Source organism: Rathayibacter sp. VKM Ac-2759 (assembly GCF_009834225.1).
Lineage (GTDB): Bacteria > Actinomycetota > Actinomycetes > Actinomycetales > Microbacteriaceae > Rathayibacter.
In genome coordinates, this window is the sequence record NZ_CP047176.1 from 126,375 (window position 1) to 146,464 (window position 20,090).

Below are 20,090 nucleotides of genomic sequence, written 5' to 3' on the forward strand. Positions count from 1 at the left end.
CGCGTGGCTGTGATCGCCCTCGCCGGCCGGCCCGCCGCGCGGCAGCGGCGCGGGAGGCACACCGGCATCGCCTGGCTCTTCCTCGCGCCGTTCGCGGTGATCTTCGGAGTGTTCACGGCGATCCCGGTGGTCGCCTCCCTGGCGATGAGCCTCACCGACATCCGCGGCGCCGATCTGCAGCAGCCCTTCGGGGTCGACTTCACGGGCCTCGAGAACTACGCGGTCCTGCTGGGCGACGCCGCGTTCCTCCGCTCGGTGGCGAACACGCTCTACTTCGTCGTCATCGGGGTTCCGCTCACGATGGCCGTCGGCTTCGTGCTGGCCCTGGCGCTCAACACGGGTATCCGGAGGCTCCGCGGCGTCTTCCGGGCCCTGTTCTACGCTCCCGTGGTCACCAACATCGTCTCGGTGGCGCTGATCTGGCAGTACGCGTTCAACCAGAACGGAACGATCAACGAGTTCCTCGGGGCCATCGGGTTCGCCGGCCCCAACTGGCTCGGCGACGAGAACCTCGCGATGCCGGTCGTCATCCTGCTCGGGATCTGGCGCAACTTCGGCACGGCGATGCTGCTCTTCCTCGCCGGCCTGCAGTCGGTGCCCGAGGACGTGCACGAGGCGGCCTCGCTCGACGGAGCGGGGCCGTGGCGCCGGCTGGTCTCGATCACCGTGCCGCTGCTGATGCCCACGACGCTGCTCGTCTCGGTGCTGCTGTCGGTGTTCTTCCTCCAGGTGTTCGACGAGCCCTACCTGCTCACCGGCGGCGGGCCGCTCGGCTCCACGGAGTCGATGGCGCTGTACACCTACCACCAGTTCGGCTTCGGCAACATCGGCGTCTCGTCGGCCGCGTCGTTCCTCCTCCTGCTCATCGTCGCGCTCGTCAGCGTGCTGCAGTTCCGTCTGCTGAGGTCCCGCTCATGACCGTCACCGCCCCTCCGATCGTCCCCGTCCCGCCGGCCCCGACCCGGCAGGAGCCGGAGCGCCCGCCGCGCACCCGCGCCTCGTCGGAGCGCCTGCGCCGGGCCGTGCTCTACCCGGCGCTGACGGTGCTCGCCGTGATCACCCTCCTGCCCTTCGTCTGGGTCTTCTCGGGGTCGCTGCGCACCACGGCCGACATCAGCGCGAACCCGGGAGCCTGGCTCCCGGCCGAGGCGACGCTCGAGAACTTCGGGCGCCTCTTCTCGCAGGCCGGCTTCAGCGGGTATCTCGGCAACAGCCTCGTCGTCGCGGGGGTCGTGGTGGCGGGCAACGTGCTCGCCGCGGCGGCCGCGGGCTACGCGCTCGCCAAGCTCGACTTCGCGGGCAGGCGCGCCGCGACGATCGCGGTGCTGATCGCGCTGATGATGCCGTTCTCGGCCGTCTTCGTGCCGCAGTTCGTGGTCACGGTGCGGCTGGGGCTGGTCAACACGCTGGCGGGCATCGCCCTGCCCTCGCTCGTGCTGCCGATCTCGATCTTCATCGTGCGGCAGTTCGCCGAGAGCATCCCGGAGGAGCTGCTCGAGGCCGCCCGGATCGACGGGGCGAGCGAGCTGCGGATCTTCGCGCAGGTGTTCCTGCCGCTGGCCGGCCCCGCGCTCGCGACGGTCACGATCATGTCGTTCCTCGCGGCCTGGAACAACTTCATCTGGCCGCTCCTCGTGGCGCAGAACGCGTCGACCTACACGCTCCCGGTGGGGCTCGCGGCGACGAGCCAGGCCTCGCAGAACGTCACCGACTACGGGCTCGTGCTCGCCGGTGCGGTGGTGGTGATGCTGCCGGTGCTGGTGCTCTTCCTGCTCCTGCAGCGCTACTTCGTGCAGGGTATCGTCGCGACGGGCCTCAAGTGATCGGCACTGGACCGAGGGGCTCGGGAGCGAGCGGGGCAGAGACCATGGACATCTCGGTGGAGGCGCCCTGCGGCGCGGTGGTCGGTCGCGTCGACGGAGGGGTCGCCCGGTTCCTCGGGGTGCCGTTCGCCGAGGCGCCGACCGGTGAGCGGCGGTTCCGCGCCCCCGAGCCGCGCGCCCGCTTCGCCGAGCCGTTCGACGCCTCCGCGAACGGCGCCACACCGCAGCGCGGGCGCCCGTTCGAGTTCACGACGATCCCCGAGCACTCGATCCCGGGCGACCACACGCTGAACCTCAACGTCTTCGCGCCCGCCGACGCCGATGCGCTGCCCGTCCTCGTCTACGTGCACGGCGGCGGCTACGTCACCGGAGCCGCGTCGAGCGACTGGCACGAGGGCTCGGCCTTCGCGCGCGACGGCGTGGTCGTCGTCACGGTCGCCTACCGGCTCGGCGTCGACGGCTTCGCGGTGCTCGAGGGCGACGCGAACCGGGGCGTCCGCGACTGGCTCGCCGCTCTGCGCTGGGTGCAGGCGAACATCGCGGCGTTCGGAGGCGATCCCACGCAGGTGTGCGTCGCCGGCCAGTCCGCGGGCGGCGGCGCCGTGCTCACGCTGCTCGGCTGCGTCGAGGCGCAGCCGCTGTTCGCCCGCGCGGTGGCGATCTCGCCCACCGACCGGAGCGTCCCCCTCGTGGAGGCGAGGGCGCAGGTCGCGGCCTTCGCCGACGGCCTCGGCGTCCGTCCCGACCGCGCGGGCTTCGCCTCCCTCGACCCCGACGAGCTCTCCGAGACGGCCGCGCGCACGATGATGCCCGGCGCGTCGATCGTGTTCGCGCCGGTGTCGGGCGACGACCTACTGCCCGAGCCCGTCGCCACGGCCACCGCTCGGGTCGGGCGCGACAAGCCCCTCCTGATCGGCGCCACCGCCGACGAGTTCGACACCCCGCGCTTCGAGCGCGCCGCCGACGCGCCGCCCCGCGCGACCGACCTGCTGTTCCGCCGCACGGTCCTCCAGGTCGCCCGCAACCGCGCCGACGGCCCCGCGCCGACCTGGCTCTACGCGTTCGACTGGGCCTCGCCCGCGATCGGCGGCGCCGGGCACTGCCTCGACCTCCCCTTCTTCTTCGACCACCTCGATGCCGAGGCCACCGCCCGCGTCCTCGGCGAGGAGCCTCCCGCGGCGCTCGCCGCCACCATGCACGCCGAGCTGGTCGCCTTCGTGCGCGGCGAGGATCCGGCCTGGCCGGCCGCGCGGGGCGAGGCCGGCGACTCCGCCCGCGTCTACGACGACGAGCCGTCGGTGCTCACCGGCCGCTACGACGACGTGCTGCCCCTGCTCGCCGAGGCGCGCCGATGAGGGCCGGAGTCGCGCCCAGCACGCTGCGCCGGCTCAACTCGAGCGTGGTGCTGCGGGCGCTGGCCGAGCACGACGAGCCGGTGACGATGGCGGTGCTGGTGCGCGAGGTCGCCCTCTCGCGGCGCACGGTCGAGCTGATCCTGGCGCGCCTCTGCGACGAGGGCTGGGTCGACGAGACCGCCCCCGACCCGGCGAAGGCCGATGTCGGGCGCCCGCCGCGCACCTTCCGCTTCCGGGCCGACCGCGCGCTCGTCGCCGCGGTGCGGATCGACACCGACTTCGCCGCCGCGGTGGTGTGCGACATCCGCGGCCGGATCCTCGGGCGCGCGCTGCGCCCGCTCCGCGACTACCTCTCGCCCGAGACCGCCGTCGACGACGCGGTCCTCGCGGTGGAGGAGGCGGTCGCGCAGTCGGGGCTTCCCCGCGAGCGGATCCACGCCGGCGCGGTCGCCGCCGGTGGCGCGATCGACGAGGACGGCGTCGTCCAGCGCCTCGTCAACTCGCCGCGCTGGAACGGCTTCGCGCTCGCCGACTCCCTGTCGGAGCGCCTGGGCGTCCCCGTCTTCGCCGACAACGACGCGAACCTCGCGGCCCTCGCCGAGCGCTGGCGCGGGGTCGCGGCCGACTCCGCCACCTTCGCGTGGTGCATCCTCGGGAACCGCACCGGTGTCGGCCTGGTGATCGGCGGCGCCGTGCACCGCGGCTTCCGCGGCGCCGCGGGCGAGCTCGTCGAGGCGGGCGCTCTGGCGACCGGGCGGATGGAGAACACGCCCTTCGGCCTGCTGACCTCGCCGCTGCGCTCCGAGCGCGAGAGCGCGATGCGCTCGGTCGAGGCCGCTCGCGCCGGCGACGCCGACGCGCTGCGCGAGCTCGACGCCTTCGTCGCCCACCTCGCCGAGCTCCTGTCGACCCTGGCCTGGACGGTCGCGCCCGACCTCTTCGTCCTCGGCGGCGGTCTCGAGGAGGCGGACGACCTCCTCCTCCCGCGGGTGACCGCCTCGATGCGCGGCCTCGGCACCCTCGACGTCGCCGTGCGCTCGACCGTGCTGGGCACCGACGCCCCGCTGATCGGAGCGGTGAAGTTCGTGCTCGACCGCATGGACGTCGCCTTCTTCGGCCCCACTCTCGCCGTGACGCCCACCCGGCCGCGCGTCGCCCTCTGACCCCCGCCCCTCTCGAGGAGAACCATGCCCGAATCCACCGACGTCCTCATCATCGGCAGCGGCATCATGGGCGCCGCCGTCGCCCGGGGCCTCCGCGACGCCGACCCGACCGTCTCGATCCTGATGATCGACGGCGGGCCGGCGGCCGGCTCCGTCCCCGGGCTGCACCTGCACGACAGCGAGGAGCCGGAGATCTGGAGCCGCTACAACCAGCGGGTGGCGACCGGGGTGCAGGGCCTGTACACCGGCGCCGACGTCACCCCCGACATCACCGACGAGCTCCGCAGCGTCGTGCCCGGCATGTACAACCTGTCGGCCATGGGAGGCGACGCCCGAGCGATGCCCGCGAGCGCGGTCGCGTGGAACGTCGGCGGCATGGGCGTGCACTGGACGGCGGCCACTCCCCGGCCCGTCGGCGACGAGGTCTTCGACGGCGGGGACCCGGCGCAGTGGGCCGCCGATCTCGCGCGCGCCGAGCAGCTGCTCGACGTGCACGACTCGCCGCTCGGGCCGACGGGCCCCGGGCGGGTGGTCCTCGAGGTGCTCGAGGACGTCTTCGGGCCGGTGAGCGCCGACGGCCGTCATCCCCAGCCGATGCCGATGGCCGTCGCCGGCAACCCGACCGGCCCGCTCCTCCGCACCGGCCCGAACCGCGTGTTCCCGCCGATCTCGAGCGGAGGCGACGACGCGTTCGAGCTGCGCGCCGGCACGCTCGCGGTGGCCGTCCGCCACGACGACGGGCGGGCCGTCGGCGCGCGGGTGCGCGAGATCGCGACCGGTCGCGAGTACGACATCGAGGCGCGCGCGACGATCGTCTGCGCCGACGTCGTCCGCACCCCGCAGCTGCTCTTCGCATCGGGCATCCGGCCGGAGGCGCTCGGCCGCTTCCTCAACGAGCACGCGTTCGTGACGGCGCGCGTGATCATGGACCTCGAGCGCTTCGGTCTCGACGCGGCCGGGCTGCCGATGCTGCGCGAGGGCGAGTTCGCGACCGACTCCCTCTGGCTGCCGCAGAACGGCGAGGCGCAGCCGTTCCACGGTCAGATCATGAACACGGTGTTCCTCGACGAGGACCGCGCGCCGTTCGCCTACTCCGTCGGCCTCTCGTTCTACACACCGGTGGAGTCGCGGCCCGAGAACCGGCTGGTGTTCTCGGAGCACGAGACCGACGTCACGGGCCTGCCGCGCCTCCGCGTGGAGTTCGACTACACCGAGCGCGACCTCGCCCTGATCGAGGAGGCCCGCGAGCGGATCCGCACCGTCGCCGAGCGCTTCGGCGCGTTCGACCCGGCGACCGAGTGCGTCGTGCTCGCGCCGGGCTCGTCCCTGCACCTGACGGGCACCGTCCGCTCGGGCGCGGTCGACGACGGCACCAGCGTCTGCGACCCGTCGGGCCGGGTGTGGGGGGTCGAGGGGCTCTACCTCGCGGGCACCGGCGTCATCCCGACTCCTGTGGTCTGCAACGCCACCCTGACCGGCACGATCACCGCCGTGCGGGCGACCCGCGCGGTGCTGGCCGCGCTCGAGGGCGCGCGCGTATGACCGGCGCACGTGCGCTCTGCAGGCGACGGTGCGCTCTGCCGGCTCTCGTACGATCTGCAGGAGCCGGTGCGCTCTGCAGGTGATCCGCCCCTTCCCGCGCATCCGACGCGGTAGAACCGCCCTTCCGCCCGCGATCTCCTGCAGATCGCACCCGAACCCCACCCGCCCAGGAGGCCACCCGTGAACATCGACCAGCTCGCCACCCGCTACGAGATCGCCCTGCCCGCCTGGATCGAGGACGCCGTCCGCGACGTCCCCGAGTTCCTCCCCGAGCGCGAGGACCGGATGGCCCTCGTGCACGCGCTCGCCGACCGCAACTTCCGGGAGGGCAACGGCGGCCCGTTCGCCGCGATCGTCGTCGAGCGCGACTCCGGCCGCCTGGTGTCGGTGGGCGTGAACGTGGTCCTCGCGAGCGGAGTCTCGTCGGGGCACGCGGAGGTGACCGCGCTCGGTCTCGCGCAGACCGCGCTCGGCGGCTGGGACCTCGGCGGCGAGGGCATCCCCGCGCACGAGCTCGTCGTCAACTGGCGTCCGTGCGTCCAGTGCTACGGAGCCACGCTGTGGTCGGGGGTCCGCCGCCTCGTCGTCGCCGGCTCCGGCCCCGAGCTCGAGGAGATCACGACCTTCGACGAGGGCCCCATGCGCGACGACTGGGCCGCCGCCTTCGAGGCCCGCGGCATCGAGGTCGTCGACGGCGTGCTGCGCGACGAGGCGCTCGCCGTGTTCCACGCCTACCGCGCGCACGTCGACGCCGGCTCGGTCCTCGTCTACAACGCCCGCGCCGCCTCCGCCTGACCTCCGCCCCTCCCTCGAGAAAGCAGCCCCGCATGCTCCGTCGCTCGCAGTTCGCCCTCAACGCCATCCAGTGGATCAACGTGAAGGCCGATCCGGCCGACCCGACCAGCGAGTCGCTCTGGCGCTTCGCCGACCCCGCCTTCCGCGCGGAGTACCCGGAGGTGCTGCGCGAGATCCGCGACGCCGGCTTCGGCGCCACGATGCTCGAGGTCCTCGCGACGCAGACCCTCCAGGACTACGCCCGCATGATCGAGGAGTCGGGTCTCGCGCTCGCGCCGGGCTACGCCTCCGTCGCGCTGCCCGAGGACAAGGGCCGCGCCGTCGAGCGCGGCAGCGCCGAGTGGGTGCACTGGTTCGACGGCGTCCGCCGCAAGGCCGAGGAGACCAACTACGTCGGACTCGACACCGTCTTCCTCGCCCCCGAGGTGAGCTTCGAGCCGGGCGTGGTCCGCACCCGCGAGGCGGTCGCGGTGGGCGCGGCGTTCGACGAGGGCCGGCTCGACCGCGTGATCGAGATCCTCGCCGAGGCCGCCGAGGTGCTCCGGGCCGAGGGGGTCCAGGCCGGCCTGCACAACCACGTCGGCACCTGGGTCGAGACCGAGCACGAGATCGACCGCGTGCTCGGCGCGATCGACCCGGCGCTGCTCGGCGCCTCCTTCGACATCGGACACCTGGTCTGGGCGGGAATCGACCCGGTCGCGATGGTCGAGCGCTACTCCGACCGCCTGCTCGATCTGCACGTGAAGGATCTGCACCTGGGCATCGCGGAGGCGAGCCGTGCGGTGCCGACGCCGTACGACCGGGCGACCGACAGCGGACTGTTCCTCGAGCCGGGCCTCGGCGGCATCGACCTCGACGGCGTGCTCGCGGCGCTGCCCGACGACTTCGGCGGCTGGATCATCGTCGAGGTCGACCGCGCGAGCATGCCGCCCGCCGACAGCGCCCGCGTCAGCGGCGCGTGGCTCGACCGGGTCGCGACCGCCTGACGCACGCCCGTCGAGCGGAGTGCGCGCACGACGTCAGCTGAGACGGCTCGCCGGGCACCATCAGCCGCGAGGCCTGCCCGTTGTACGCGCGAGCGGTCAGCGCCACCAGCCGTCGAACATCGACAGCGGCACCTGCCGCTTGTGCTCGGTCGCGGCGTAGCGCGCCTCGATCGCCTCGGCGACCTCGGGGTCGACGTCGCCGCCCTCGAGGTAGGTGTCGAGGTCGGCGTAGACCAGGCCGAGGTTCGACTCGTCGGTCTGGCCGGGGTTGTCGTCGAGCAGGTCGGCGGTCGGCGCCTTCTCGTAGAGGCGGGCCGGTGCGTCGAGGTGCTCGAGCAGCGAGCGGCCCTGGCGCTTGGTGAGCCCGGTCAGCGGGAGCACGTCGGCGCCGCCGTCGCCGAACTTCGTGAAGAAGCCGGTGACCGCCTCGGCCGCGTGGTCGGTGCCGACGACGAGCATCCCCTCCTGCCCGGCGATCGCGTACTGCGCGACCATGCGGGCCCGGGCCTTGGTGTTGCCCTTGACGAAGTCCGAGATCGGCTCGCCGACCGCGTCCTGGAACGCCGCGGCGATGCCGTCGACGCCCTGCTGGATGTCGAAGGCGACCTGGCGGTCGGGGCGGATGAACGTCAGCGCGAGCTGCGCGTCGGCCTCGTCGGCCTGGACGCGGTAGGGCAGGCGGACCGCGATGAAGGAGGCGTCGCCTCCGCTCGCGCGCACCTGCTCGACCGCGAGCTGGCAGAGCCGGCCCGCGAGGCTCGAGTCCTGCCCGCCGCTGATGCCGAGGACGAGGCCCTTGGCCCCGGTGTGACGGAGGTAGTCGGCGAGGAAGCCGCTGCGTCGCTCGACCTCGGCGGCCGGATCGACGGTGGGGGAGACGTGGAGCTCGGAGATGATTCGCTGCTGGACGTCGCGCATCCTTCCACGGTACTCCGGATGCCCCTGCACCGGAGCGCTGTCGGGCGTACCCGCAGGCACCGTCGAGCCCGTCAGCGGCGTCCCGCGACGATCCGCGCGATCCGCTCGGGCACGGTGTCGTCCTGGAGGCTCGTCACGTCTCCGAGCGCCCGTCCGTCGCGGATGTCGCCGAGCAGGCGCCGCATGATCTTGCCCGAGCGGGTCTTGGGGAGGTCGGGCACGAGCACCACGTCGCGGGGCTTGGCGATCGGGCCGATCGCCGTCGCGACGTGCTCGCGGAGCGACGCCGACAGCGAGTCGGAGAGCTCGTTCCAGTAGGCGGGGTCGTCCCGGGCGCGGTCGACCGCCTCGTCGGAGGGGATCACGAAGGCCGCGACGGCCTGTCCCGTCACGGGGTCGGTCACTCCGACCACTCCCGCCTCGCCGACCGACGGGTGCGCGACGAGCGCCGACTCGATCTCGATCGTCGACAGGCGGTGCCCGGAGACGTTGATCACGTCGTCCACGCGCCCGAGCACCCAGATGTCGCCGTCGGCGTCGTACTTGGCGCCGTCGCCCGAGAAGAAATACCCCTGCTCGGCGAAGCGCGCCCAGTAGGAGTCGCGGTACCGCTCGGCGTCGCCCCAGACGGTGCGCGCGAGGGCCGGGCCCGTCCCGTCGACGACCAGGTAGCCTCCCGAGCCGTTCGGCACCCGCCGGCCCTCGTCGTCGACGACGAGAGTGCTGAGCCCCGGCAGGGCCCCGAGGGACGAGCCGGGCTTGAGCGTCGAGACGCCCGGCAGCGGGCACATGACCGCCGCGCCCGTCTCGGACTGCCACCAGGTGTCGACGATCGGGCAGCGCCCGGCGCCGATGCTCTCGTGGAACCACACCCACGCCTCGGGGTTGATCGACTCGCCGACCGTGCCGAGCAGGCGCAGGCTCGAGAGGTCGTGCTCGGCGGGGACCCCGTCGGGGAACCACGTCATCAGCGTGCGGATCAGGGTCGGCGCCGTGTAGTAGACCGTGACCCCGTAGCGCTCGATGATCTCGAAGTGCCGCGCGGTGTGCGGGGTGTTCGGCGTGCCCTCGTAGATCACCTGCGTGAGCCCGTTCGAGAGCGGCCCGTAGATCTCGTAGGTGTGCGCGGTGACCCAGGCGAGGTCGGCGGTGCACCAGTGGACGTCGTCGGGCTTCGCGTCGAAGACGGCCCAGTGGGTCCAGGAGGCCTGCGTCAGGTACCCGCCGCTGGTGTGGACGAGGCCCTTGGGCTTCCCGGTGGTCCCCGAGGTGTAGATGATGAACAGCGGCGTCTCGGCATCGAACGCCTCGGCCTCGTGCACGTCGCTCTGGGCGTCGACGACGTCGTGCCACCACACGTCGCGGCCCGGGGTCCAGGGGATGTCGGGGGTCTCGTCGCCGGTCCGGCGGACGACGAGGACGTGCTCGATCGAGTTCTCGCCCGAGACGGCGTGGTCGGCGTTCTCCTTCACCGGCACGGCCCTGCCGCGGCGGAACTGCCCGTCGGTGGTGACCAGCAGCTTCGCTCCGGTGTCCTCGACGCGGAAGCGCACCGCCTCCGCGGAGAAGCCGCCGAAGACCAGGGAGTGGATCGCTCCGATGCGCGCGATCGCCAGCGTGATGACGACGGTCTCGGGGATCACCGGCAGGTAGACCACGACGCGGTCGCCCTTCCCGATGCCGAGCGCCGTCAGCGCGTGGGCCGCCCGGGCGACGTCGCGCTGCAGCTCGGCGTACGTGATCGAGCGCCGGTCGCCGCGCTCGCCCTCGAAGTGCAGGGCGACCTTGCCGCCCCGGCCCGCGTCGACGTGACGGTCGACGCAGTTGACGGCGACGTTGAGGCGGCCGCCCTCGAACCAGGTCGCGCGGGGGACCGAGAGGGTGCCGTCCTCCTGGGGCACCGCGGGCTCCCAGCGGTGCGCGGTGTGCCAGGGCTCCGCCCAGTCGAGCCGCCGGGCCGCCTCCTCCCAGAACGCGACGGGGTCGGCGGCCGCCCGGGCGTACGCCTCTGCTCCGACGTTGGCTCCCGCGGCGAACGCGGGCGGCGCGGGGAAGCGGCGCGTCTCGTCGAGCAGGTTCGCGATCGTCTCGGTCATCGTGCGGGTCCTTCGAGGAGTCGAGTGGAGGTCATGCTCACGCCCACTTCTTCACGGCGTAGCGCTGGAAGACGCCGACCACCGCGTCGGTGAGCTTGCCGAGCACGGCGAGCAGGATGATCGCGAGGAACACCCGGTCGATGCGCCCGTTGTTCTGGCTGTCGATGAGTCGGAAGCCGAGGCCCATCGACGAGGCGATCAGCTCGGAGGCGACGAGGAACAGCCACGACTGCGCGAGCGCCAGCCGCAGTCCGGCGATCACCGACGGCACCACGGCCGGGAGCTGCACCGTGGTGAACAGCCGCACCCCCGAGAGCCCGAATGCGCGGCCGGCCTCGACGAGCTGGCGGTCGACGTGACCGAGCGCGGTCGCGACGGTGGTGAAGACGGGGAAGAAGGCGCCGATCGTGATCAGCGTGATCTTCGACTCCTCGCCGATGCCCAGCCAGAGCAGCAGCAGCGGCACCCACGCCAGCGACGGCACCGCGCGGATCGCGCCGAGGGTCGGTCCGAGGACGACCTCCCACACCCGCGAGAGCCCGAAGAGGGCGCCGACGACGAGGCCCAGGGCCGAGCCGATGCCGAAGCCGATCAGCACGCGCTGGGTCGAGATCGCGACGTCCTGGCCGAGGTCGCCGCGCTGCGCGAGGTCGATCCCGGCGGCCCAGACCATGGCGGGGGAGGGGAAGACGGACACGGACACGAGCCCCGCGGTCGTCGCGTACTGCCAGGCCGCGAGCAGCACGATCGGGAGGATCGCTCCGCCGACGAGCACGAACCAGCGTCGCGACGAGAGGGGCCGGGCCCGGGTGCCCTCGTCGTCGCGGAGCCGCTTCTGCGACGCGCGGACGCTGGGGCCCACGATCGCCGCGCCGGTCGCGCCCGGTGCCTGCATCAGTCCGCCGCCTCCGCGCACGAGGTCGGCGTCGGTCACGGTCTCGTCGTCTCGGAGCGCCATGGTCGTGTCCTCGGGATCGTGATCGGGGGTCGGAGTCGGGGTGGGGGCGTCGGACCCGGGAGCCGGGCCGCGGGGCTCAGGCGCCGATGGCGTCGGGGTCGGCCGCCTTCGCGTACGTGTCGTCGAGCAGCGTGTCGAGCGCGTCGTCGACCTGGCTCTGCGCCGCGACGTCGCCGTTCTCGACGAAGATCGGCCCGATCACCGCGAGTACATCGGTCTGCGCCGAGCCGGGCACGTTGTCGACATCGAGGTTGCTGCGCTGGGTGATCACGGTCGACGCGACGGCCGGATCGATGCCCGCGACGGCCGCGAGGATCGACGCGGTCTCCTCCTGGTTCTCGAGCGCCCAGGCGCGGGCGTGCTCGTAGGCGTTCACGACGGTCTGCGCGAGGTCCGGCTTCTCGGCCAGGAAGCTCTCGGTCGCGTTCAGCAGCCCGTAGGAGTTGAAGTCGACGTTGCGGTAGAGCAGGGTCGCGCCGGCCGCCTCGGCGCCGGCCATGATCGGGTCGAGCCCGGCCCAGGCGTCGACCGAGCCGTTCTGCAGTGCCGCCCAGCCGTCGGCGTGCTGGAGGTTCTGCACGGTGACGTCGCCGATCCCGAGCCCGGCCGCCTCGAGCGCCTGCACGAGGAAGAAGTACGGGTCGGTGCCCTTGGTCGCGGCGATCTGCTTGCCGGCGAGCTGCTCGACGCTGGTGATGCTGGAGCCGGCGGGGACGACGAGGGCCGCCCACTCCGGCTGCGAGAAGATGTCGATCGTCTTGATCGGCGAGCCGTTCGAGCGGGCCAGGAGCGCCGCGGAACCTGCGGTCGAGCCGACGTCGATCGCCCCGGCGCGGAGGGCCTCGTTCGCCTTGTTGGAGCCGGCGGACTGCACCCAGGTGACCGTGACGTCCTGTTCGGCCAGCGCCGCCTCGAGCCAGCCCTTCTCCTTGATGACGAGGCTCAGCGGGTTGTAGGTCGCGAAGTCGAGGGTCAGCGTGCCGCCCTCGGTGAGCGCGCCGGAGGAGGCGGGAGCGGCGGCGGCCCCTCCGGAGCCCTCGCCCTGCACGCAGCCGGCGAGGAGCGGCACGGCCGCCGCGGTGAGCAGGCCGGCGAGCGCGGTGCGGCGCGTGAGCGGAGTGGCGGTGAACGACATGAGGGCCTCGACTTCGGTACGGGTGCTGATGGGGACGAGTGTGGGGGAGCAGGAGGGGGCGCGGGCGGGGACCGGGCCGGATCGGTGGACGAGCGGGGGGATCGCCGCCTGGGGAGGAGTCAGTGCCGCTCGATGCCGAGGCCGGCCAGCAGGTCGGCGCGCCGCTCGGCGAGCTCGGCCGATCCGCGGTCGCGGGGCCGCGCGCCGGGGACCGTCATGATCCGCGCGACCCGGGACACGCCTCCGGACTCGTCGCGGCCGAGCAGCACGATGCGATCGGCCAGCTGCAGGGCCTCGTCGACGTCGTGCGTCACCAGCAGGATCGTGGCGGGAGCGGCCGCGTGCACGTCGAGCAGCAGGTCCTGCATGCGGAGGCGCGTCAGCGCATCGAGCGCGCCGAACGGCTCGTCGAGCAGCAGCACACCGGGATTGCGAGCCAGGGCGCGGGCGAGCGAGGCGCGCTGGGCCATGCCTCCCGAGACCTCGCGGGGCCGCGAGCGGGCGTGCGCCGTCAGGCCGACCAGCGCGAGGAGCTCGTCGACCGCGGCGCGCGCGGCCTCGCGGGGCGTGCCGCGGGGGAGCCCGAGCGCCACGTTCGCCTCGATCGTGCGCCAGGGCAGCAGTCGCGGCTCCTGGAACGCCACGGCGCAGCGCGGGTCGATGCCCGACACCGGCCGGTCGTCGATGAGCACGGTGCCGGCGGACGCCGTGTCCAGGCCCGCGGCGATCCGGAGCAGCGTCGACTTGCCGCATCCGCTCGGCCCGAGGATCGCGATGACCTCGCCCGCGGCCACGTCGAGATCGACGTCGGCCAGCACGGGAGCGCCGGGGGTGAAGGTGCGGCCGACGCCGGCGAAGCGCACCGGGAACGCCGACTGACCGAGCTCGGCGTCGAAGGCCAGGCTCGTGCGGGCGGGCGTGTCGGGCATGGGGCTCCGGGGCGGCGTGCGGGCGGGCGGACCGTCCCGATCGTACGGACGCGCCCCGACTCCTCCGATTCCGGGTGACACGCGGAGTAACAGAACGGCCCGGCCCGCGACGATGCGCGGACCGCGCCGGTCGGGGGAGGCGGGCGATCAGGCCTGGACGAGCACGATCTCGTCGAGGGCGAGGCGCGTGCGGGGAGCGATCTCGCGCTCGCGCAGGACGTCGTTCGAGAGCGCCTCCGGGCCGGCGAGCACGCCGACGGCCGCGACGGTCACCGGGTCGAAGCGCTCGTCGACGCCGAACGCGGCGCGGAGGCCGTCCTTGTCGAAGCCGGCCATCTGGTGCACGTGCAGGCCCTCGTGGTGCGCCTGGACGCTGAGGTGCGCGACCGCCTGACCGAGGTCGTAGACGGCCCACGGGCGCGCCGTGCCCTCGGCGTCGACGGTCTCGGCGAGTGCCACGATCAGAGCCGCCGCGGAGCCGGCCCAGGCGGCGTTGAAGCCCACCAGGGTCTCGACGATCCGGTCGAACTCGGGAGTGCCCCGGCGGGCGACGATGAAGCGCCACGGCTGGGTGTTGCTGGCCGAGGGCGACCAGCGGGCGGCCTCGAGCAGCGAGGTCAGCGTCTCGGTCGGGATCTCGGCGGAGGAGTCGTACGAGCGGGGGCTCCAGCGCTCGGCGAGGACGTCGAGGATGGGGGCGCTGGTCTGCGCGGTGCGCGGGGCGGTGAGGGTCATCAGGAGCTTCTTCCCAGAGAGTCGGATCGAGGAGTGCGAGGGCTCCGTTGCCCGTTCCCCTCCAACCACGGTGACCGCCGCGGCATTCCCGGGCGCCGCGTTCGCCGTCGGAGGACCCGGGGGTCACGGAGCCCCGAAACGGTACGGTGGTAGACGGCGTGGTTCCCCGCGCTCCCACGATCACGAATCTGATGGAGGATCATCCATGGCCCAGCACTTCGACGTCGTCGTCCTGGGGGCGGGCCCCGGCGGCTACGTGGCCGCGATCCGCGCCGCGCAGCTCGGCAAGACGGTCGCCGTCATCGAGAAGCAGTACTGGGGCGGAGTCTGCCTCAACGTCGGCTGCATCCCGTCGAAGGCGCTGCTGCGCAACGCCGAGCTCGCCCACATCTTCCACTCGCAGGCCAAGCAGTTCGGCATCTCGGGTGACGTCTCGTTCGACTTCGGAGCGGCGTTCGACCGCAGCCGCAGCGTCGCCGAGGGCCGCGTCAAGGGCGTCCACTTCCTGATGAAGAAGAACAAGATCACCGAGTTCGACGGCACCGGCTCCTTCACCGGCCCGAAGGGCATCGACGTGGAGCTCAGCAAGGGCGGCACGGAGTCGATCACCTTCGACGACGCGATCATCGCGACCGGTGCGAGCGTCCGCCTCCTGCCGGGTGTCGAGCTGAGCGAGAACGTCGTCACCTACGAGACGCAGATCATGACGCGCGAGCTGCCCGACACGATGGCGATCGTCGGAGCCGGCGCGATCGGCATGGAGTTCGCCTACGTCCTCAAGAACTACGGAGTCGACGTCACGATCATCGAGTTCATGGACCGCGCCCTCCCCAACGAGGACCCGGACGTGTCCAAGGAGATCCAGAAGCAGTACAAGAAGCTCGGAGTCGAGATCCTCACCTCGACGAAGGTCGAGTCGGTCGTCGACAAGGACGGCTACGTCACCGTCACCTACACCGCCAAGGACGGCACGCAGTCGACCCTCGAGGTCGACAAGGTCCTCATGTCGATCGGCTGGGTCCCGCGCGTCGAGGGCTTCGGTCTCGAGAAGACGGGCGTCGAGCTCACCGAGCGCGGCGCGATCGCGATCGACGACCACATGCGCACCAACGTCCCCGGCATCTACGCCATCGGCGACGTCACCGCGAAGCTCCAGCTCGCGCACGTCGCGGAGGCGCAGGGCGTCGTCGCCGCCGAGACCCTCGCCGGTGCCGAGACCCAGACGCTGGGCGACTACCGGATGATGCCGCGCGCGACCTTCTGCCAGCCGCAGATCGCCTCCTTCGGCCTCACCGAGAAGCAGGCGACCGACGAGGGCCACGAGATCACCGTCTCCACGTTCCCGTTCATGGCGAACGGCAAGGCGCACGGCCTCGGCGAGCCCACCGGCTTCGTGAAGCTCATCGCGAGCAAGCAGTACGGCGAGCTCCTCGGCGGCCACATGATCGGACCGGACGTCTCCGAGCTGCTGCCCGAGCTCACGCTCGCGCAGAAGTGGGACCTCACGGCCACCGAGCTGGCGCGCAACGTGCACACCCACCCGACGCTGTCGGAGGCGCTCCAGGAGGGCTTCCACGGCCTCAAGGGGCACATGATCAACCTGTAGGCCCCGCCTGCGGCCGCGTTCGGCTCGCGGGATCCGGTTCGGCTCGTCCGATCCGCCGGATCCCGCGAGCCGAACGTGTTTCCGCGAGCCGAACGTCGTCGGGTGGCATGTTCGGCTCGCGGGATCCGGTCCGGCTCGTCGAATCTGCTGGTTCCTGCGAGCCGGACGTGTTTCTACGAGCCGGACGTCGTCGGGTGCCCCCTTCGGCTCGCGGGATCCGGTCTGGCTCGTCGAATCTGCTGGTTCCTGCGAGCCGGACGTGTTTCTGCGAGCCGAACGTCGTCGGGTGGCATGTTCGGCTCGCGGGATCCGGTCCGGCTCGTCCGATCCCTGCGAGCCGGACGTGTTTCTGCGAGCCAGACGTGCCCGTCTAGCGTGGTCGGATGGATCCGCGCCTGCTCGACCACCTCGCCGCCGCCGCCTGGCCGCCGCTCGAGCGCCGCGACCTCGGCGGCTGGCAGCTGCGCGCCGCCTCCGGAGTCACCAAGCGCGCCAACTCGGTGCTCACCTCGGGCCCCGTGGCCGATGCCGCGCGGGCGATCGGCACCGCGGAGGTGTTCGCCGCCGAGCGCGGCATCCCTCCGCTCTTCCAGCTCGGTCCCGCCAGCGAGCCGGCCGGCCTGCCAGGTCTGCTCGCCGCCCGCGGCTACGAGCCGCACGACCGCACGCTGATCCTCACCGGCGCGGTGGACCGGGCGCTCGCCGCGCTCCCCGGGTCGTCGGCCCGCACGACCGCGGCCCCCGACGAGGAGTGGCTGTCGCTCTGGTGGTCGGTCGACGGCCGCGGAGGCGACCCCGAGCGCGACGTCGCCCGCCGGATCCTCGAGGGCTGCGACTCTTCCTACGCCCTGCTGCGCGACGAGCGCGGCGCCGCCGCCTGCGGCAGGCTCGCCCATGTCGTGGCCCCCGACGGCGAGCGGTGGAGCGGGCTCTTCGCCCTCGCGACGCGACCGGATGCGCGGCGCCGCGGGCACGCCTCCGCCGTCGTGCGCACCCTGCTCGAGCAGGCGCGGGGCGAGCGCTTCTGGCTGCAGGTGCTCGAGGGCAACGCCGGCGCCCGCCGCCTCTACGCGTCGCTCGGCTGCCGCGAGGCGTCCTGGTACGAGTACTGGCGCCCCGTGGCCTGACCGGCGGCTCAGCCGGCGATCAGCGCCCGCGCGACCGCATCGGCGCGCGCGGCGTCGCCCGTGACCTGCACGCGCCACCAGACGGAGCCGGCGAGCACGTCGACCTCGCACGAGCCGCCGCCGCAGCCCGAGAGCGCTCGGTCGCCGAGCCCGTCGAGCGGCACCAGCGGGATCGCGAGGCCCGAGGTCAGCGACAGGTTCCGCCAGCCCTCCTCGCCGTTCGGCAGCACGTCGACGCTGAGCCCCGAGTAGGTGCTGGTGCTCGGGTCCGTCCACGTGCACGAGGCGTAGCCCGCCCGGGCGGCCGCCGCCGCCTGCGCCGTGGCGGGCGCCGCGCTCTCGGTGCCCGCGCCGGGCACCGCCTGGGCGAGCCCCGCGACGGACGTCAGCTCCTCGGCGCTCAGCAGGTCGGCGCAGATCGGCGCCTCGGCGGTGACGGGCTCGTCCAGGGTCCCGGTGGCGGCGTCGGCCGTCTCGGAGACGAGCGTCGCGAGATCGGCGCCGGCCGGCGCGTCCGCCAGCTCGATCGTGACCCAGGTCGCCCCGGAGAGCAGGTCGATGTCGCACAGGGCGTCGGCGCACGAGCTGTACGCCTCCGCCTCCGTCGCGAGCCGGGTGCCCGAGCGGCCCGCGGCAGCGAACGCGTCGGCCGCGTCCTCGGCGGCCGACGCGGTGATCGACGCCGTCCCGTCCTCCTGGTACCACGAGCACGACAGCAGGCCGCCGTTCTCCTGCGCCGACTCGCGGATCAGCTCGGACGAGCCCCGCACGGCGACGTCGCGGGTCCCCTCCAGGTCGCGCGTGGGCACTCCGAGGGCGGCCGAGGCGCGGCCGACGGGCAGCAGGGCGTCGCAGTCGAGCTCCGCGGGCGACGCGGTCGGAGACGGGGTGGGGGTCGCCGTCGCGGTCGCCGACGTCTCGGCGGGCTGGGCCGCCGTGCAGCCCGCGAGCGCGATCAGCACGCCGAGCGCCGCGGCGGCCACCCGCGTCCTCATGCGGCCAGCTCGCGCTCGATCGCCGCCGTGAACGCGTCGATGTCGTCAGCGGTGGTGTCGAAGGAGCAGACCCAGCGCACCTCGCCCGTCGCGGGATTCCAATCGTAGAAGCGGTACCCCTCGCGGAGCCGGTCGGCCACGCCCGCGGGCAGGGTCGCGAACACCGCGTTGGCCTGGGTCGGCTGCGTGAAGGCCAGGCCGCGGATGCGCCCCGCCGACACCGCGTCGTCGAGCTGCGAGCGCAGGCGCGCGGCCATCGCGTTCGCGTGCCGCGCCGAGCGCAGCCAGAGCGGCTCGCCGGAGCCGTCGCCCAGCATCGCGAGGAACTGCGCCGAGATGAAGCGCATCTTCGACGACAGCTGCATGTTGGTCTTGCGGAGGAACGTCAGCCCGCTCGACGCCTCGGGGTCGAGCACCACGATCGCCTCGCCGAGCAGCATGCCGTTCTTCGTGCCGCCGAACGAGAGCACATCGACTCCGGCGTCGGTCGTGAACGAGCGGAGGGAGCCGCCGAGGGCCGCGGCCCCGTTCGCGATCCGCGCGCCGTCCATGTGCAGCCGCATCCCGCGGGAGTGGGCGTGGTCGGCGAGCGCCCGCACCTCCTCGGGCGTGTAGACGGTGCCGAGCTCGGTCGACTGCGTGATCGAGACGACCAGCGGCTGCGCGCGGTGCTCGTCGCCGAAGCCCCAGGCCTGCTCGTCGACGAGGGCCGGGGTGAGCTTGCCGTCGGGGGTGTCGACGGTGAGGATCTTGATGCCGCCGACCTTCTCGGGCGCGCCGCCCTCGTCGGAGTTGATGTGCGCCGTCCCCGCCGACACCACGGCGCCCCAGCGGGGCAGCATCGACTGCAGACCGGTGACGTTGGCTCCCGTGCCGTTGAAGACGGGGAACGCCTGCGCCTGCTCGCCGAACTCGCGGCGGAACGCGTCCTGGAGCCGCTCCGTGTACACGTCCTCGCCGTACGCGATCTGGTGCGCTCCGTTCGCGGCCGCGATCGCCGCGAGGACCTCGTCGTGCACCCCGGAGTAGTTGTCGGAGGCGAAGCCGCGGAGGTCCGGATCGTGCAGAATGCTCATCCCCCCATCTTCGCAGCCCCCCGCCGAGCACTCCGCTGGCACGTCCCGCAGGGTCGTCGTCGTGTTTCCACTGTGTGAACGGCACACGACCCGAGAGCCGATTGCCGTCAAGAAGTTGGTATCGGCTGGGCGGCAGGCCACTCTTGTCCTATGCGCATGGACACTTCGGGGGCCGTTCGCGACATGCCCGCCCCTCCCGGGGTGGACGAGATCGCGGCTCGCTTCGGCGACCCGGTCGTCGCGTTCGCTCCCCAGCCGCGTCTCGAGGAGTTCGCGGCGGCTCAGACCATGGCGCTCGGGCGGTTCGTCGAGATCTCCCTCTCGTACTCGTTCTTCCGGAATCCGCGCAATCGCGCCGATCCCGTCAACCAGGTACCGCTGACCCCCGAGCAGAAGCGCGCGATCGAGCGCGCCGAGAACGACCACCTCCCGCCGTGGATGGTGGACCAGGTCACCCGCATGCGGTACCCGGTGCTCTGGGAGGCGGTGCGCACCTCCGTGCCCATCCCCGCCGAGCGCAGCCGCCCCCTCGAGTCGCGGCTCGCCGCGCACATGGGCGACGTGCTCCGCAACACCTTCCCGGGCCGGGTGCGCACCCGTCGCGGTGGCATGCCCGTGGTGGCCGCCGCCCTGCGCGACGAGGACGTCGTGCGCGGCGTCCCGGTCGTCGTCGACGGGGAGGCGCTGCGCGGCTACCGGGTCGACACCGACCCCGACGTGGTCGCCATCGGCGCCCGGGTCGACGGCCGCTACATGACGGTCGTCCTCGACCGGAAGATCGTCCCCGAGATCCGCATGGAGTTCGTCCGCCGCGTCCCGCAGCGCGCGCCGGCGCCCCGCCGCTAGGACGT

The 20,090-nt window shown here is 73.1% G+C and carries 18 protein-coding genes; 10 read left to right on the top strand and 8 right to left on the bottom strand.

All coding sequences use genetic code 11. From position 1 onward, the window contains the following. The first annotated feature begins 3 nt into the window (after window positions 1–3). From GSU68_RS00595 to GSU68_RS00625, 7 genes are all read left to right on the top strand, one after another. On the top strand, window positions 4–918 hold the full coding sequence (locus GSU68_RS00595; RefSeq protein ID WP_244259349.1) for a sugar ABC transporter permease: 915 nt from the start codon (window positions 4–6) through the stop codon (window positions 916–918). Next, complete coding sequence (locus tag GSU68_RS00600; RefSeq protein ID WP_159905201.1) at window positions 915–1,823, top strand: carbohydrate ABC transporter permease; 909 nt, start codon at window positions 915–917, stop codon at window positions 1,821–1,823. The genes GSU68_RS00595 and GSU68_RS00600 overlap by 4 nt, the downstream gene beginning before the upstream one ends. A gap of 44 nt (window positions 1,824–1,867) precedes the next feature. Continuing rightward, entirely contained in the window at window positions 1,868–3,178 is a 1,311-nt protein-coding gene (locus GSU68_RS00605; RefSeq protein ID WP_159905202.1) for a carboxylesterase family protein, read from the top strand. After that, a complete protein-coding gene (locus GSU68_RS00610) occupies window positions 3,175–4,341 on the top strand; it encodes an ROK family protein (RefSeq protein ID WP_159905203.1) in 1,167 nt (388 codons plus the stop codon). The genes GSU68_RS00605 and GSU68_RS00610 overlap by 4 nt, the downstream gene beginning before the upstream one ends. Before the next feature lie 24 nt (window positions 4,342–4,365). After that, window positions 4,366–5,883, top strand: a complete 1,518-nt coding sequence (locus GSU68_RS20005; protein WP_159905204.1) for a GMC oxidoreductase — start codon at window positions 4,366–4,368, stop codon at window positions 5,881–5,883. 180 nt (window positions 5,884–6,063) lie between these two features. Beyond that, window positions 6,064–6,678, top strand: a complete 615-nt coding sequence (locus tag GSU68_RS00620) for a nucleoside deaminase (protein WP_208544623.1) — start codon at window positions 6,064–6,066, stop codon at window positions 6,676–6,678. A gap of 32 nt (window positions 6,679–6,710) precedes the next feature. Next, the gene (locus GSU68_RS00625; RefSeq protein ID WP_159905205.1) at window positions 6,711–7,664 is read left to right on the top strand and encodes a sugar phosphate isomerase/epimerase; all 954 of its coding nucleotides are present in this window, start codon (window positions 6,711–6,713) and stop codon (window positions 7,662–7,664) included. A 96-nt stretch (window positions 7,665–7,760) separates the two neighbouring features. Here GSU68_RS00625 and nadE read toward each other — a convergent pair whose 3' ends face one another. From nadE to GSU68_RS00655, 6 genes are all read right to left on the bottom strand, one after another. Next, window positions 7,761–8,582 (bottom strand): ammonia-dependent NAD(+) synthetase, encoded by an 822-nt coding sequence (gene nadE, locus GSU68_RS00630; RefSeq protein ID WP_159905206.1) that lies wholly within the window; start codon window positions 8,580–8,582, stop codon window positions 7,761–7,763. 71 nt (window positions 8,583–8,653) lie between these two features. Next, window positions 8,654–10,678, bottom strand: coding sequence for an acetate--CoA ligase (gene acs / locus GSU68_RS00635; protein WP_159905207.1), 2,025 nt, complete (start codon window positions 10,676–10,678; stop codon window positions 8,654–8,656). Between the two features lie 37 nt (window positions 10,679–10,715). Next, on the bottom strand, window positions 10,716–11,636 hold the full coding sequence (locus GSU68_RS00640) for an ABC transporter permease (protein WP_244259350.1): 921 nt from the start codon (window positions 11,634–11,636) through the stop codon (window positions 10,716–10,718). Between the two features lie 76 nt (window positions 11,637–11,712). Then, window positions 11,713–12,771, bottom strand: coding sequence for an aliphatic sulfonate ABC transporter substrate-binding protein (locus GSU68_RS00645; protein ID WP_159905208.1), 1,059 nt, complete (start codon window positions 12,769–12,771; stop codon window positions 11,713–11,715). Between the two features lie 119 nt (window positions 12,772–12,890). Further along, entirely contained in the window at window positions 12,891–13,700 is an 810-nt protein-coding gene (locus GSU68_RS00650; protein ID WP_159905209.1) for an ABC transporter ATP-binding protein, read from the bottom strand. 147 nt (window positions 13,701–13,847) lie between these two features. Continuing rightward, on the bottom strand, window positions 13,848–14,435 hold the full coding sequence (locus tag GSU68_RS00655; protein WP_159905210.1) for a nitroreductase family protein: 588 nt from the start codon (window positions 14,433–14,435) through the stop codon (window positions 13,848–13,850). Between the two features lie 205 nt (window positions 14,436–14,640). Here GSU68_RS00655 and lpdA point away from each other — a divergent pair, with 205 nt between their 5' ends. Continuing rightward, complete coding sequence (gene lpdA, locus GSU68_RS00660) at window positions 14,641–16,041, top strand: dihydrolipoyl dehydrogenase (protein ID WP_159905211.1); 1,401 nt, start codon at window positions 14,641–14,643, stop codon at window positions 16,039–16,041. A gap of 383 nt (window positions 16,042–16,424) precedes the next feature. Continuing rightward, window positions 16,425–17,168 carry a GNAT family N-acetyltransferase gene (locus GSU68_RS00665; protein ID WP_159905212.1) on the top strand — a complete coding sequence of 248 codons (744 nt, stop codon included), beginning with the start codon at window positions 16,425–16,427 and terminating at the stop codon, window positions 17,166–17,168. Window positions 17,169–17,176: 8 nt separating this feature from the next. On the opposite strand, the gene GSU68_RS00670 is transcribed toward GSU68_RS00665, so the two are convergent. Together GSU68_RS00670 and GSU68_RS00675 are read right to left on the bottom strand one after the other, a co-directional pair. Next, entirely contained in the window at window positions 17,177–18,163 is a 987-nt protein-coding gene (locus GSU68_RS00670) for a hypothetical protein (RefSeq protein WP_159905213.1), read from the bottom strand. Next, window positions 18,160–19,239 carry a low specificity L-threonine aldolase gene (locus tag GSU68_RS00675; protein WP_159905214.1) on the bottom strand — a complete coding sequence of 360 codons (1,080 nt, stop codon included), beginning with the start codon at window positions 19,237–19,239 and terminating at the stop codon, window positions 18,160–18,162. Before GSU68_RS00675 ends, GSU68_RS00670 begins: the two co-directional genes overlap by 4 nt. 183 nt (window positions 19,240–19,422) lie before the next feature. On the opposite strand from GSU68_RS00675, the gene GSU68_RS00680 reads away from it, so the two are divergent. After that, window positions 19,423–20,085, top strand: a complete 663-nt coding sequence (locus tag GSU68_RS00680) for a hypothetical protein (protein WP_159905215.1) — start codon at window positions 19,423–19,425, stop codon at window positions 20,083–20,085. Window positions 20,086–20,090 lie beyond the last annotated feature (5 nt).